Annotated in this window: 11 protein-coding genes; 9 read left to right on the top strand and 2 right to left on the bottom strand. The window is 50.5% G+C overall.

From position 1 onward, the window contains the following. The first annotated feature begins 9 nt into the window (after positions 1–9). The 6 genes from A7975_RS15620 to A7975_RS15595 all read left to right on the top strand — a co-directional run bounded on the left by A7975_RS15620 (position 10) and on the right by A7975_RS15595 (position 10,106). Entirely contained in the window at positions 10–867 is an 858-nt protein-coding gene (locus A7975_RS15620; protein ID WP_082198270.1) for an ABC transporter permease, read from the top strand. 2 nt (positions 868–869) lie between these two features. Beyond that, a complete protein-coding gene (locus A7975_RS15615; protein WP_255314296.1) occupies positions 870–1,766 on the top strand; it encodes a carbohydrate ABC transporter permease in 897 nt (298 codons plus the stop codon). A 25-nt stretch (positions 1,767–1,791) separates the two neighbouring features. Continuing rightward, complete coding sequence (locus tag A7975_RS15610; protein ID WP_065385686.1) at positions 1,792–3,384, top strand: extracellular solute-binding protein; 1,593 nt, start codon at positions 1,792–1,794, stop codon at positions 3,382–3,384. An 82-nt stretch (positions 3,385–3,466) separates the two neighbouring features. Beyond that, a complete protein-coding gene (locus A7975_RS15605) occupies positions 3,467–7,144 on the top strand; it encodes an Ig-like domain-containing protein (RefSeq protein ID WP_065385685.1) in 3,678 nt (1,225 codons plus the stop codon). 119 nt (positions 7,145–7,263) lie between these two features. Next, on the top strand, positions 7,264–9,006 hold the full coding sequence (locus A7975_RS15600) for a hypothetical protein (RefSeq protein WP_065385684.1): 1,743 nt from the start codon (positions 7,264–7,266) through the stop codon (positions 9,004–9,006). A 44-nt stretch (positions 9,007–9,050) separates the two neighbouring features. Continuing rightward, a complete protein-coding gene (locus A7975_RS15595; RefSeq protein WP_065385683.1) occupies positions 9,051–10,106 on the top strand; it encodes a glycoside hydrolase family 88/105 protein in 1,056 nt (351 codons plus the stop codon). A 63-nt stretch (positions 10,107–10,169) separates the two neighbouring features. Here A7975_RS15595 and A7975_RS15590 read toward each other — a convergent pair whose 3' ends face one another. Beyond that, positions 10,170–10,979: a phytanoyl-CoA dioxygenase family protein gene (locus A7975_RS15590; protein ID WP_053372365.1), complete on the bottom strand. Its 810-nt coding sequence runs from the start codon at positions 10,977–10,979 to the stop codon at positions 10,170–10,172. A 112-nt stretch (positions 10,980–11,091) separates the two neighbouring features. Here A7975_RS15590 and A7975_RS15585 point away from each other — a divergent pair, with 112 nt between their 5' ends. Continuing rightward, positions 11,092–11,895, top strand: coding sequence for a helix-turn-helix domain-containing protein (locus A7975_RS15585; protein WP_065385682.1), 804 nt, complete (start codon positions 11,092–11,094; stop codon positions 11,893–11,895). Between the two features lie 341 nt (positions 11,896–12,236). After that, complete coding sequence (locus A7975_RS15580) at positions 12,237–12,500, top strand: S-layer homology domain-containing protein (RefSeq protein ID WP_065385681.1); 264 nt, start codon at positions 12,237–12,239, stop codon at positions 12,498–12,500. An 84-nt stretch (positions 12,501–12,584) separates the two neighbouring features. Here the strand turns inward: A7975_RS15580 and A7975_RS15575 are convergent, their stop codons facing one another. Beyond that, the gene (locus A7975_RS15575) at positions 12,585–13,763 is read right to left on the bottom strand and encodes a hypothetical protein (protein ID WP_141680304.1); all 1,179 of its coding nucleotides are present in this window, start codon (positions 13,761–13,763) and stop codon (positions 12,585–12,587) included. Between the two features lie 137 nt (positions 13,764–13,900). Here A7975_RS15575 and A7975_RS15570 point away from each other — a divergent pair, with 137 nt between their 5' ends. Beyond that, positions 13,901–14,830: a VanW family protein gene (locus A7975_RS15570; protein WP_065385679.1), complete on the top strand. Its 930-nt coding sequence runs from the start codon at positions 13,901–13,903 to the stop codon at positions 14,828–14,830. The last annotated feature ends 40 nt before the right edge of the window (positions 14,831–14,870 follow it).

Here is a 14,870-nt window from a genome sequence, read left to right as displayed (position 1 = left end):
TTATATTTGATGCTTCTGCCTGTCATCTTGTTTTATGCGGTCTTTAAATACGCACCGATGGCGGGCGAGATTATCGCATTCAAAAATTACCGGTTTATTGATGGAATATGGGGAAGCGAGTGGGTCGGGTTTCATCATTTTCAAATGCTGTTCGCAAGCTTGGATTTTTGGAGAATTCTTCGCAACACGCTGCTTCTGAACATCTATAGTCTGGTGTTTGGTTTTCCGGTGCCTATCCTGCTTGCCCTGCTGCTAAACGAGGTGCGCAGAGAATGGTACAAAAGAACGGTGCAAAACCTGTTGTATTTGCCCCACTTCATTTCTTGGGTTGTGCTGGGCGGAATCGTCATCGCGATCCTATCGCCAAGCACAGGCGTCGTGAATCTGCTCCTAAAACAATTAGGCATAGAGCCGGTTTATTTTATGGCGGATTCGAGTTGGTGGCCTGTCGTGTATACCGTATCCGGCATTTGGCGCGATGCGGGCTGGGGGACGATTCTTTATTTAGCGGCGATGGCTTCGATCGATCCACAGCTTTACGAAGCAGCCAAAATCGACGGGGCAAACAAGCTGCGGCAAATTTGGCATATTACGCTTCCGGGCATTCGCAGCACGATCGCCATCTTATTGATCCTCCGCATGGGGCATATGATGGATGTTGGCCTCGAGCAAACGCTGGTGCTTCAAAACCAATCCGTGCTGGACGTAGCGGATGTCATAAGCACCTACGTATACCGGGTCGGCTTGCAAAATATGAATTACAGCTACACGACAGCGCTTGGTTTATTCCAGTCCTTGATCGGCTTTATTCTAGTGGTGGGCGTTAATGGGCTCATACGAAAGTTCGGCGAGAGGGGGTTATGGTAACGGTGAAAAGAAATGCTGCCGCGGCCCTCGCGCTGTCTTCGATTAGCAAAATCATCCTTTATACGTTTCTTGGCCTCTCGTCCTTAATCGCCCTGTTCCCGCTTTGGTACGAGGTAGCCGCCTCCTTTAGCAGCAGCCGGGCGATTACAGCCGGAGAAGTGATGCTATGGCCGATTGAATTCAACCTGCATGCTTACGATCGGCTTTTTGATGACGGGCAAATTTTGATCGGCTTGCGAAATACGGTTTTGATCACGGTTGTCGGTACCGCGCTGAACATGATTATGACGATACTGGCCGCCTATCCGCTCTCGAGACGCCGCCTGGTAGGCCGCAGCGGATTGCTGATGTTCGTTACGTTCACGATGTTATTCGTCTCCGGCATCATTCCGAGCTTCATTCTCGTCAAGACACTGGGCTTAATGGACACTTACTGGGCCTTATGGCTGCCAGGCTTGATCAGTACCTATAACATGTTTGTCATGAAAACGTTCATGGAAGGGCTGCCCGAGGAAATTGAAGAGTCGGCGGCTATGGACGGAGCGGGGGATTGGCGGGTTTTAATGCAGATCATGCTTCCGCTGTGCAAGCCGATCATCGCATCCTTGTCGCTGTTTTATGCCGTTGGCTGGTGGAACTCTTATTTCAGCGTTCTGCTTTATATCACAAAAACGACGTCGCAATCCTTGATGGTGAAGCTGTACCAGATGATCAATCAAGTGGATGCAAGCCTGCTTAACAATACCGGGGGAAGCGAGGGTGCCGGGCAAATCTTGTTAACGCCGGAGGGGATTAAAGCAGCGGCAATCGTCATTGCGGTCACGCCGATTCTGTGCGTATATCCGTTCCTTCAGAAACATTTTGTGAAAGGTGTCTTGATCGGTTCGGTTAAAGGTTAATAAGGAAAAGGGGATGATGTATTTGATGAAAAAGAACAAAATCCGCAATTTGATCATGATTGCTAGCTTCATTCTTGTACTGCTGGCTGGCTGCACGGGGAAATCCGAGCCGACTAAACCTTCTGCCGCGCCGAACGAGACCGATGCGCCAGCGCCTGTGGTTCAGGAAAAGAAAGAGATCAGCGTATCTATCCTTGACCGGGGCGAAGTGGCAACGGAGGAAGGCAGCTACGAAAACAACCGCTGGACGAAGTGGATCAATGAAAATGCGCCTGCTAAGGTCAAATGGGTACCCGTGCCGCGTACACAGGTGCAGCAAAAATTAAATACGCTGATCGCATCGGGGACGGCGCCGGATTTAATATGGGAATACGACCGCAGCTACATTAGCCAGCTCGCTGCGCAGGGCGCGATTCAGCCGATTGACGAATATATCGAAAAGTACAGCACAACCTACAAGGCGTATTTGGAGAAGCATCCGGAGCTAAAGCCCTTCCTCACGATCAACGGGAAAATGTATGCGATTGCAAGCGCGCGCGGACAAGAAACGATAGCCAATCACGGCATTATGATTCGTCAGGATTGGTTAGATAAGTTGGGTTTGAAAGCTCCTACTACAGTTGAAGAATTAGTTGAGGTTGCGCGCAAGTTCAAAGAGGGCGATCCGGACGGCAACGGCACGGCGGACACCGTTCCGATCACCTTTAACTACAACGGAGTACAAATTTTAAGAGCCCTTTTCTTCGATAACGAAAACCAATGGTATCTGGAAGACGGCAAGCTTACGTTCGGCCGGATACTGGATCGGTATACCGATTCGCTTGCTTTGCAGAAGCAGCTTTTTGACGAAGGGTTGATCGATAAGGAATACATTACGGATACGAATTTTCAGCGCTCGCTTCAGCTCTGGACGACAGGCAAATCCGGCATCTATCTCGGCTCATGGACGATGGGCGCGGAGTTTGTTGATTTGAAGAAAAATGTGCCGGATGCGAAAGTTGTGCCTTTGGAGCCTGTCGCTTCGAAGTACGGAAAAAATGGCCTTTACCAGGAAGTGCCGGCCAATATGTATATCGCTTTTAATACCAATATGAAAGAGGACAAAATCGAAGCAGGCGTCAAGTTTTTGGACTGGATGCTGGAGAAGGGCTGGGAGCCGCTCAGAATCGGAGAGAAGGACGTCCACTATAAGCTCGTTGGCGAAGTTCCGCAGAAGACCGACGCTGATAAGTTCAAGAAAGAAGTCTTCTATGCAAGAGAGTATGCCATCTTGAACGAATGGGATCCGAAGCCGGAATGGTATGCGGTGATGGCGGCCCAAGATCCGATTTCGCAAGAGCAGGCCGTGCTTAAAGCAGCGGGCCTTGAGACCGCGATGAAAAATAAATACAGACGGGACATCGCCTATAATCCTGACCTGCCTGAGGTAAGCCAGCTGATTGCAACCTTCGCTCCGATCGCGCAGCAAATTGAAGCCAAGATCGTGACTGGAGGGGGCGCGCTTACGCCGCAGGCCGGAATGGAGGATATTCGCAAGGAGTGGAAGCGTTTGGGCGGAGAAAATGTAGAGAAGCTGGTGCAGGAGTGGTACGAGACGAATAAGGAGCATCTGAAGTAGAGGGGAAGGCCCTTCCCGTATTCGGTTATAGCGATGCGGGAAGGGTTAATCGCCGATCCGAGTAGCAAAGGATGGATGGAAAATGATGACCATGAAAAAAGTTTTTTCATTATTCCTCGTCTTTGCATTGATCATGACGGCATCCGGTACGCTTGGCAAAAATGAACCTGCAGCGGCTGCGGAAGCGGTGGTTGCAGAGCTGCAAGCAGGCGATTATGAAAGCTCCGACGAAGTATGGGACTTCCTGCTGGGAGCCGAATTTCCCGGGGCGCAAGGAAGCTTTACAAGAGATCAGTCCGCGTTCCAAACGGGGCTCTCCTCGGCCAAGGTGACGGGCGACTTTAATGGCGGGGGCTCCTACGTTGCATTGGAGCGGTATTTGACGAAACGGATTGTTCCGGCAGACGCGGTCAGTTTATCCTTTTGGGTAAAGACTGCGGACGCCGCATCGATATACCTCGTTCTAATGGATGGCACGAACCAAAATCATTCGCAAAGGCTGGTGCTTCAGCCGACAACGGCTTGGCAGAAGGTTACCGTGAATGCTTTTAATACAGGCAGCGAATATACGCACTGGGGAGGAGCCAATGACGGAGCGTGGCATCCGTCGCTTAAGAAGATGACCATCAAGGTGGCACGGGCGGGCTTGCGCACAGGGCTTAAGAGCGGCACGGCATGGTTCGACGATGTCAGAATCAAGGTGACCGTACCTGATCTAGCCATCGCTCAAACGCAGGTTGGCAACGTATTTGCCGGTGCAAGCAAAGGTACTTTTGATGTGCTGACGACAGGGGATACCGTCACCTGGCAAACCTATGACGCTTGGGGGGAGCCCGGTTCAGCTGGAAGCGCGCCGGTTACCGGTGGAAAGATCAGGCTGGAGGTGCCGGTTCAGTCAGACGGCTATTACCGCTTAAAGCTGTCCGCCTATCAAGCAGGGGCTTTGCTCAAAACGACAGAGACGACCTTCGCCACGGTGCCAACGTTTGATTTGGCGGCAGTGACCGCATCGCCATTTGGCGTTCAGACACATTTTGCCCATAGCTGGAACCGCGAGATGATTCCTTTGGTCAAGTATGCAGGCGCCAAAAGCGTGCGGGATGCGATGTTCTGGTCCGAGATCGAGCTTAAAAAAGGCATCTACACCTATAACCCAAAATTTACGCTCTATATGGAAGGCTTGCTCGAGAACAGCATCGATCCGCTTATGACCTTCGCTTTTTCCAATCAATTTTACGATAATTTTCAAACGCCATATTCGGCAGAAGCGCACGCCGCCTATGCAAATTATACAAAATCCGTGCTGAACCGATTCGGAGGCCAAATTAAATGGGGCGAGATGTGGAATGAGTTCAACCTGCCCGGTTTTGGAGGAAACGGTCCAGCCGCATCCCAGCCGGATGTTTACTTCAGCTTAATGAAAGCAGGCTACGAGGCTGCCAAATCGGTGCGCCCGGATCTGAATGTGCTTGGAGGCGCGACCGCAGGCATTCCGGAAGAGTGGCTGGAGGACTTGTTCCAGCTCGGCGGATTGAATTACATGGACACCTTGTCCGTACACCCTTACCGTTACCCCGACAAGCCGGAAGGATTGCTTAATGAGGTAGCCTCGTTAAACCAACTGGTGAAAACGTATAACAACGGACAGACGAAGCCGATCTGGTTCTCGGAGATTGGATGGCCGACGCAGCTTGACCCTCGCGGGGTGGATGAGAAGACGCAGGCAGCGTATTTGATACGCACCTATGTACTTGGCATGGCAGCGGGCGTGGAGAAAATGTTCTGGTACGATCTGATGGACGATGGAACGGATAAGAAATATAACGAGCATAACTTCGGCATTATTCATAATGGCGGCGATCCGCTTGGCGCTTATACGCCGAAACCGGGTTATGTGGCGTTAGCGACGGCAGCGCGGCAGTTGACCGGCGCAAGCTTAACCGGCCAGGAGATTGCGAACGGCATCTATCGCTATAAATTTAATAAGAACCAGAAAACCATTCATGTGCTTTGGTCAGGAACGGATACGGAAACGAATCTGACTTTGAAAACAAATGGACCGCTGGTCGTAACGAACATGATGGGACGCACGGCAACCTACACGCCTAAAGATGGGGAAATTTATATTACGGCTTCTAGCGAGCCTTTATTTATCCAAGGGAAAATCGATAAAGTCATTCAAGGCAGCAAATACACGCTTAAGAGCGAGCCGTACTTTACCGGTGATCCTGTCAGCGTAACGTTATCCGTATACAAAGCATCATCTTGGAATCCGCTAAGCGCCCGCATTCAATTGCAAGGAGCCGTTCAGAATATACAGGCTTCCTCAGTCGGCACCTATCCTACCGTATTTCAAGGAATAGGTGAGCCTGGCAGCTACACAGCGACAGCGGAGCTTGTAGTTGGCGGCAAAAAAATCGGCGCGTTAAAAAATACGGTGGTGATCAAGCAATCGGAGGAGCTTTCTGCCAAGCATGTGCTGAAAGAGGGCAGCGACTTCCTGAGAGTTCGTATCGATAATACGAAACCGGTTGATAGGCGGCTGACACAGATCGATTGGCAGGTGGGCGGGACAACCGAATCGGAAACCTATAATACGGTATTGCCGGGCTTTACGGATTACACGATTGACCTTCCGATACCTCCTCTGCCCGCGGGAACCTTAACGCCTCACCAGCTTACCGTTTACTTGGAGGATGGCACCGTGCTGTCGCTTTCAGGCAATTTGCAAAATATCGCTGTCGCCAGCATGACGCCCATCGTTAACCGCACCGTGCAGGTAGATGGCCCGCTGGACGATGTCGACGATCTACCTGGCATCGACCTGTTTGCGGAAGGCCATTCAAGAGTGGTGCCGCATAATGGGCCGGAGGATTTGAGCGGCAATCTATGGGTCACATACGATAATGACCACCTCTACCTGTCGGCCAAGATCCATGACGATCTATTCTCGCAAACCAAAACCGGGGATGCGATTTGGAGCGGCGACAGCATTCAGTTTGCTATTTCCTTGGGAACGCCGGGAGAGGCGGCGGAATGGTATGAATACGGAATGGCGCTTACGCCAAGCGGACCGGAATTATACCGGTGGATGGCGATGACCGGCGTACTGACCGGACCGGTTACGAATCGCCAGCTCCAGATTACGAGAGACGAAACAAACAAGGATACGATCTACCGGCTGGCATTGCCTTGGACGGAACTGTCGCCGATCGCTCCGAGTGACGGAATGCTAAGCTTGTCCGCGCTTGTGAACGAGAACGACGGCAACGGACGGAAAGGATGGCTGGAGTGGGGCGGAGGCATCGGCTCCACTAAGCAGTCTAAACTATTCAAGCCTATGTTGATCGGCGGTGCGGGAGCGGTAAGCGTTAGCGGCGTGACGCTTGACAAAGCCACGCTGGAAATGACCGCGGGTGATCCTGCGGCTGCGCTTCTTGCAGCGGTGACGCCCGAAAATGCAGCGAGTAAAGAGGTGACGTGGACGACAAGCGATCCGAATGTTGCGACAGTAAACGCAGGGGCAGTGACGCCTGTAGGAGCAGGCACGGCAACGATAACGGTGACGACAGCGGACGGTTCGTTTACAGCCAGCTGCGTCGTGACAGTCGCAGCTGCTACAGTCATTGAACCGGAGGCGGGGACGCCTGCGCCCACTGAGGTTGTAGAGCCGGAGCCTAGCGAAACGCCGGTGCCTAGTGGAACGCCAGAGCCTAGTGGAACACCATTGCCTACCGGAACGCCAGAGAACGGCGCTTAACCGTTACACGTTGAATGGCAGGAGGTGAGCAGTTCGCCTTTATGGCGGCCTGCTCTCTGTCTGCTCTTGGCCGCTCTCATAGAGCCAAGAGGATACGTTAATTAGAGAGGATGGGATATATGGATAAGACGGACAACCCAATTGACCATAAGCCGCTGCTGCTCGGAAAAATCCAATACTGGGAGCCTTTTTTTGACCCGGAAGAAAACATGCTGAAGCTGCCCTTTCATAGTCCCGGCTACCATACGACGTTAACGGCAGTGGAATTCCCGCTTGTTCATCCTACTTATCCTTCCCTTCTTTATGCGCTGGCTCTGCTTGATAGCGGCCTGCTGGAATACGCCGAGCGGGCTTTTGATACCATCGATAAAGTGATCTCGCTGCAAGACCAAAATGCCGCACACCATACGTATGGCATATGGCCTTGGTTTTACGAGGAGCCGCTTGCGAAAATGTCTCCGCCAGACTGGAACTGGGCTGATTTTTGCGGGAAGCAGCTCGTGCAAATCGAAGTCCGGCATGGCTATAAGCTGCCTAAGGAGCTGCGGGAGCGGATCCGGCAGGCTGTTTTCTGCGCATGCGATGCCATTATTAAGCGGGAAGTTGGTCCAAATTATACAAATATCGCGCTGATGGGCGCCTTCGTCACGCTTATCGCGGGCGAGACATACAAGCGGCGGGATTTCGCCGATTACGGTCTTCGAAGGCTGGAGAAGCTCCATGCTTTCACGAATCAGCTTGGCACGTTTCATGAGTTTAACAGCCCCACGTATTCGGTTATCGCCATCACCGAGCTGTCCAAAATGTACACGATGACGGCAAGCGCTCAAGCCAAAGCGGTTGCGGAAGATTTGCTCGATGGCGCTTGGCGCATGGTTGCAGAGCATTTTCACCCGGCGACGAAGCAGTGGTCCGGGCCGCACAGCCGCAGCTACAGTACGCTGCTAACGGATATGGCGAAGTCATTTTTACAAATCGCTACGGACGGCAGGGTCGCTTTTGCATTTGAAAAAGAGCAGCCGTATGATGCGGAGTGGTTTGGGAGCGGGATACGCTGTCCGCACAAGTTTTTGTCGTATTTCACACAGTCTGAGGATAGGCATCTCCATCAGCTCTATTCCAGAAATGAGCAGACCGGGCAGCAAAAGTGGGCAACAACGTACATGACCCCTTCCTTTGCGATTGGTGTGTCCAGCGAGGAAATTATGTGGAATCAAACGCGGCCGCTGCTTGTCTACTTTGATAATGGCGGAGAGGCGGCTTATTTGAAGCTGCGCGTTCTGCATGACGGATACGATTATTGCTCGGCTGTACTAAACAGCAGAGTAGAGGGGAGCCAGCTGCTTCTCGGCATCCGCTTTCTAACCGATGGAGGAGATACGCATCCGAGCCTTGATCGAATAAAAGGCAGCATCGCTGCTTCTGATTTCAGAGTTCGGATAGAGCTTGGCGGCTGCTTGGACCATGTGGACGCGGAAGTGAACGGGGAACGGGCGCAAGCAATAATCGGAGGCTGCAAGGTTGCTCTGCGCACGCTGTTTGCGGCTTTTGGAGCAGGAACGGGGGCATGTGGCGATAAGCGAAGCGACAGCTGGAAATGGGAGCTTACAAGAAGCAATGGCATGATCTGTTTTGACCTGATATTACATGACGATGAGGATCGTAGAATTGATTTTGAAGCGATGGGCAAAGCAGCTGTTCTCTTTTCGCTAGTAATTGGCGAGGCAGAAAGCGAGGTCGCGGTGGTGTCTAGCGAGGATGCTGTAGAAGCTAGTTTTGAGAGCAAGCGGAATGGAGTGCCCAATAATGATCCAATTAAACTATCCATTGCCTTAAAGCCTGCCGCGTCACCTGTGTCTTAAAGAAGGAGGAGCTTCATCATTTCGCAAAAAAAGGGGTGTCGCGCATGCAAACGAAGTTATCGGCAGAAATAGTGAAGCAGGCAGCTGACCGCGTATATCACTACATGCTGGAGGATCATTCCGGCAGCTGGGGCATGGATTTGAACCATTGGGACTGGGTGCCGGGAGTCGGCGTCATCGCGATGTTGTCCTATTATGAGCTTTCGGGTGAAGCCGAGACGATGACGGAGTTAATAAAATGGTCACAAAATAATTTACACCTTGCGGAGAAGGTTAGGGTCATCAATGCGATGGCGCCTTATACGGTTTTTCCAGCGCTTTATGAGCATACGCATGACGCTGTTTATTTGGAGACGGCGGAGCGGATCGGGCAATGGATGCTGACGGAAGCGCCACGCACAAGAGAAGGAGCCTTTGAGCATACCGTTACGGAAAATGTGGAATTCCCGGAGCAGGTGTGGGCGGATACTATTTTTATGGCGGTATTGTTTTTGGCTAAGTTCGGCAGGCTCACTGGGGATGCTGCTTATGCGAATGAGGCCGTTCGACAGCTGGAGCTGCACTTAACGCTGCTTCAAGACGAGGATACGGGCGTATTGTTTCATGGATGGAATTCTGGGGCACGGGACCATCTTTCGGCTGCCCGCTGGACGAGAGCCAATGCGTGGATTGCGGTGGCGATGCCGATGATCGTGCAGGAACTGGAAGGCTTGGCAGACGTGCCGAAGGAAACGCTCAAACGCTACCAATTGTTCATGCGCAGCCTTATTCGTTTTCAGCAGGAGGACGGCCTGTGGGCAACGGTGCTGGACCGGCCTGACTTTTACCCGGAGACGTCGGGCAGCGCCGGCATTGCTTGCGGCATCGTGAAAGCAGTGCGTCAAGGGCTGCTCGATGCGGCATGCTTGAATGCGGCTTATGCTGCGGCAGATGCTATTCTTCTCCAAATAGAGCCGAGCGGAGAAGTGAGGGGCGTGTCCGGCGGGACGCCGATCATGCCTACAATCGAGGCTTACAATGAGATCGGATGTTATCCAACGCTCTATGGACAGGGGCTTGTGCTTATGCTGCTGTCGGAGCTATCGGATATCTCAAGCTGAGTAGAAAGGACCGTGTGCTTCGCGATTATGCGAGCATACGGTCCTTTTTTTTTAATCGGAGCATTAGGTTTTTTCGATAAGCATCGATTTGAGCGGCACCATCGAATCTTCCGGTACATAATATTTGAATTTATTGTCGCTGATTTGCCCTAGCAGCTGGCGGCGGATCGGATCGGCATCCTTCAAGAGATGCTCGTCTGCTTGATGATAGTCAATCGGACGCATCCAGATTGGGCTGTAGCCGAGAAAGAGCTGCCTTCTTGTAAAGTCGGATTGATTGATCGAGCCGGCATGCCATAGATTTTGCGCAAAAATAAATACATCTCCCGGCTTCCCGCACACCTGAACCTCTCCGTCCAATTGCTGGCGCACATCTTTATGGTTCGGATTATAGGGCTGCTTGTGGCTGCCTGGTATAACCTTCGTATTGCCGCGGTTCGGCTGTGTCATATCGCTCAAAATGTAACAGACTTTAATATAATAAGTAGCTGTCAAGCCGGCAATAACGGGGAACTGCGGATGAGGGCCGTCTTGATGCCAATCGATAAAGCTGTGGGAGGCGGTTTTGATATCGTTAGGATTAGGTTTTCTCACCGTTAGATGGGAGATGTGCAGCTGAATATTATGGCCAAGCAAATTAACGATTAAGGGCAGGATTTCATCGTGATCGATCAATGAGGCAATCTCGGGGTGCCGAGAGACGCTATTATAAATATTATGGGCAAGCGTGTCTTCCTCCTCTGCAAGGACTTCATCGATAGCTGCATTCAGGCTGGATACCTTCTCCTGTGAGAGTATATCGGGTAAAACCAAGTACCCTTGTTCATGAAATCGGCTCATTAATTCCGGAATATTCAGCGAAGCTGTGTGCATTAGCCTCTCCTCCTTCTTGTAATTAATTTAATTATATGTGAGAAGCTTTGGTTGTATAATGTAAGGAATGACCATATCTCTTGTAAATAATTTCAGCAAAGGAGTGGCGGAAATGGACCAGCCCCGGTTCCCTGAGCCCGTACTGATTTATCATGTATTCGTGAAGGATGCTGCGCATTTCCAGAAGACGGAGGATACTTACGATCACTGGGCCTTATTCATAGTTGAAGAGGGAAGCTTCGAGTACAGAATGGGAAATGCGGGGAGCGAGAGAGCCGTAAAAGGGGAAATGGTGCTTTGCCCTCCTAATTTGACCTTTTATCGCAAAACGACCGGCTTGTCGTTTCACTTAATCGGCTTTCAGTGGCAGGATGCCGTTAGTGTGAGGGAGGGATCGGATGGCGCTTTTCCTCCCGTTGGGAAACTGATCGTGTTGAATAACAAAAGATTGAATTCTACGCTTTCCCTATTTCGCGAAGCCCGTTATGTGAAGGATAGTCTAGCGCAGGATTACAAGAATCATTTGCTCAAAGACTTATGGTATGTCTATCAGATCGAAAGCTTTAATCGGAAGATAAATCTTTTATATAGCGAGAATCCGGTCTTGCAGCGCGCGGTGCATAGGCTTCAGCAGCAAGCGGAAGCGGGCGTTTCTTTGAAATCGGTAGCGATCGAGCTTGGCATAAGCCAAGTGCAATTGACTAGGCTGTTTAAACAAGAGTTTCAAATGACGCCGAGCGCGTATGCTGCCAATCTCAGAATGGATAAGGTCAAGCTGCTGCTCGTTAATTCGTCGCTAACGCTTGCCGCTATTGCGGAGCAGTGCGGGTTCACGGATGAGCACCATTTGAGCAAAAGCTTCAAGCAAATGTTCAGCATCAACCCTTCCACCTATCGGAAAACGTATACGGTTTAATGAAAGGCATAAGCACAAATGTGTGCTTACTGCCCATTTTCGCCGCTCCCCTCTGCGGTGATTGCATTCGCGCTTTCATAGAGCCGACCTTTTTTCATGCCCACGATCAACATCCTCAGATTAATGCTTATATTAATTCTCCCCCTATTTCATAACAAATTCATGATTAACACGGAAAAGTGAACAAACTTCATGGTTTTTTGTAATGTAAGCGCATTCTTATAAGCGTTACTATGAGTAGGTAAATATTTTTTCTTATACGCTCACAAGCCCATACTCCTGACTCTCAGAAATATTTGCCGCGCACATACAAGACGAGCAAATCTGACGGCACCTTTGGCGTGAATGAGCTGATCTCGCGGCAGGATATGGCGGTCATGGCGCACCGAGCAGCTGGGCTTGCCAATCTGAAGCTGGCAGGAAGCAGCGCGACATCGTTCGCCGATCAGTCAGACATTGCGGATTATGCTGCCAAGGCTGTGCAAGACATGCAGGCTGCGGGCATCCTAAACGACAAGGCAGGCAACAAATTTGTTCCAAGCGGCTTAGCTACTAGAGCGGAAGCGGCTAAAGCCATTTATTCGATTTTGAGCAAAATAGAATAGGGTAAGCGATAAAATCCCCATAGCAAGTGAACTCCTGCATGACAGAGAGCTCACGAAGCTATGGGGATTTTTTTCGAGAATGGATTAGCTGGCTATATCTTGAATCCGCCAAGGCGACTGCGCAGACTCCCTTTTAAAAAAGAATGTGTAATAGCCGTTTTTTCTGGGCATGTTTAACTGATGAATCGATACGGGCAGCTTTAGCTCAGTCGTTAAAGCTTCGCTTAGCTTGTTTTCATCTGGCGGTTCCTTGCCTTTTGCCTTCGGTGGGGTCTGCTCTCTTATCGAAACGAGCGTTTCCGTAAGCTGCATGAACGAAGCAAGCTTTTCCTTAGGCATTTTCTCGCCAAGCAGCAGAAGCATCTCATGATCCTGATGATACAGCATCTCGATAAAGCTTCTAGCCAGCACAAGCGGAGTGGAGGCGTCCAAATAAAGCTGTGCTTGACCCGCTGCCTTATGGACCATCATTTGATGGGCTGGGTCGGGACTATCGGACTTATGGGTGGAGCTGCCTTGAAAATGAATGCAGAAATGGCCAGAGAAGCCATTTTCCGGTATTCCGTCCCCGCCATGCGGCATGCCGTTCATGGAGGCTGCGATCCAAGCATCGCTTGAATGGATCAGCACCGCTTTTCTCTTCCAGCTCCACTTATCGTTATAAATCTGCTTCATAATGCGAGTATCTTCCTTCGTTAAGGGCTGCACGTCGGCGTGGTCGCTGCCAGCGCGCCGCTGCACTTGAAACGTTAACCCTGTCTCGAGCTCCGTTACGGAAAAAATGCTTTTATTAGGCAGCAGCTGCCGTGATTCCTGCCATGAGATTAATCGTCCATAATGCTGTACCCGAAGCGCCTTGGCAAATCCGACAAGCTTCTTGGATAGCTTTTGGGGCAAAATCGTTCGTTCAGCCGTTGCTTCGTTCCATAATTGGCCGGATTGCTCCAAGCGGAGATGCTTCTCTCCGCTGGTTGACAGCATCGTGATGTCGATATCGGGAAAAACAATGGCGTCTGCGGCAGGCATTTGTTTCGCTTGAAGCAAAGCGGCGCTGAACTCGCGGCTTTCAATTTGAAGATCGCTGACCAGTGCAGCATGCGGGCTTGAGCGAACGGTAATCGTAAGCTTAACTTGCTGCAGCTTTTTAGCCGATGCTTTAGGTTTCTGAATCTTTCCTTCAGCTAATGCCAAATGCGGTTCTGGCTGTACAAGCAGCGTTAACATGAAAATTAACGTAAAAAGGACTATTTTTTTTCGTTTCACGCTCTCCACTCCGTCTAACGATTTTTGCTTATTTTCAACCATTCCTCCACGAATTATGTAGACCAACGAATATGTATGGTTCTAATCAAAATGATTCATACTAGCTTGGATACTAACCATACGGGGGGATCATGGCAATGGGACTTCATTGGATTTTAGCTATATTCATGCTGTTTCAGCAAGGACATTATCCCGATCCTTTGGTCATTGAGCAGGAAGGAATGGCCATTGTAGAAATGAAGCGGACGCAGTACAGCCATCCACTGCCAGGGGTGCCGCTAATTGATCAAGACAAGCTGAATCGATTTATGGACGATTTAGAAAAAAAAGTGGAAAAGCCGCCGATGAATGCGACTCTTGACGGAGCAGGACGAATACTGCCTGAGCAGGCAGGGAAAAAGCTAGACCGAAAGATTTTTACGGAGCAATTTTACAGCTTTATGTTTGAAGGGGGATTTTCGAAGCTGGAGGTTCCCATGCAACCGACTTATCCGAGAGTGGACAGCGAGCTTTTATCGGTGATAAAGGTCAAAAGAATTGGGCAGTATGCTACATATTACAATTCCAACAATAAAAACCGATCTCATAATGTAAGCTTAGCGGCAAAAGCCATCAACAATTATGTGGTGTTTCCTAATGAAAGCTTTTCGTTTAATGAGGTTGTCGGGAAAAGGACGAAGGAGAAAGGGTATTTGCGTGCTCCTGTTATCGTTAGGGGAGAAATGTCGGAGGACGTCGGCGGAGGCATTTGCCAAATATCGTCGACGCTATTCAATGCAGTGGACCGCGCCGGACTCAAAATTATTAAGCGTTACTCCCATAGCCGAAATGTAAAATATGTGCCGCCCGGGCGCGATGCGACCGTGAGCTGGTACGGACCGGACTTCGTGTTCCAAAATAAATACGATCAGCCGATTCTCATTCGAGCCTATGCAAGCGGCGGCCAAGCCAGCATCGTCATTTGTTCTTCTGAAGATATTCACGAGAAGAAAAGACAGGTTCCCAGCGCTTCGAAAAAGCTGCCTGAAGAAGTAAGGTCAGAGATGGATGCTAGCGGCACGAAGTAGCAAGTCGGTAAATGCGAATAAGTGAAGAAGAGCAAACCAG

This window comes from Bacillus sp. FJAT-26390, from assembly GCF_001682865.1.
Taxonomy (GTDB): domain Bacteria; phylum Bacillota; class Bacilli; order Paenibacillales; family Paenibacillaceae; genus Pristimantibacillus.
The sequence above is the reverse complement of the archived record's forward strand: the minus strand, read 5'-3'. Positions and strand labels throughout refer to the sequence as shown.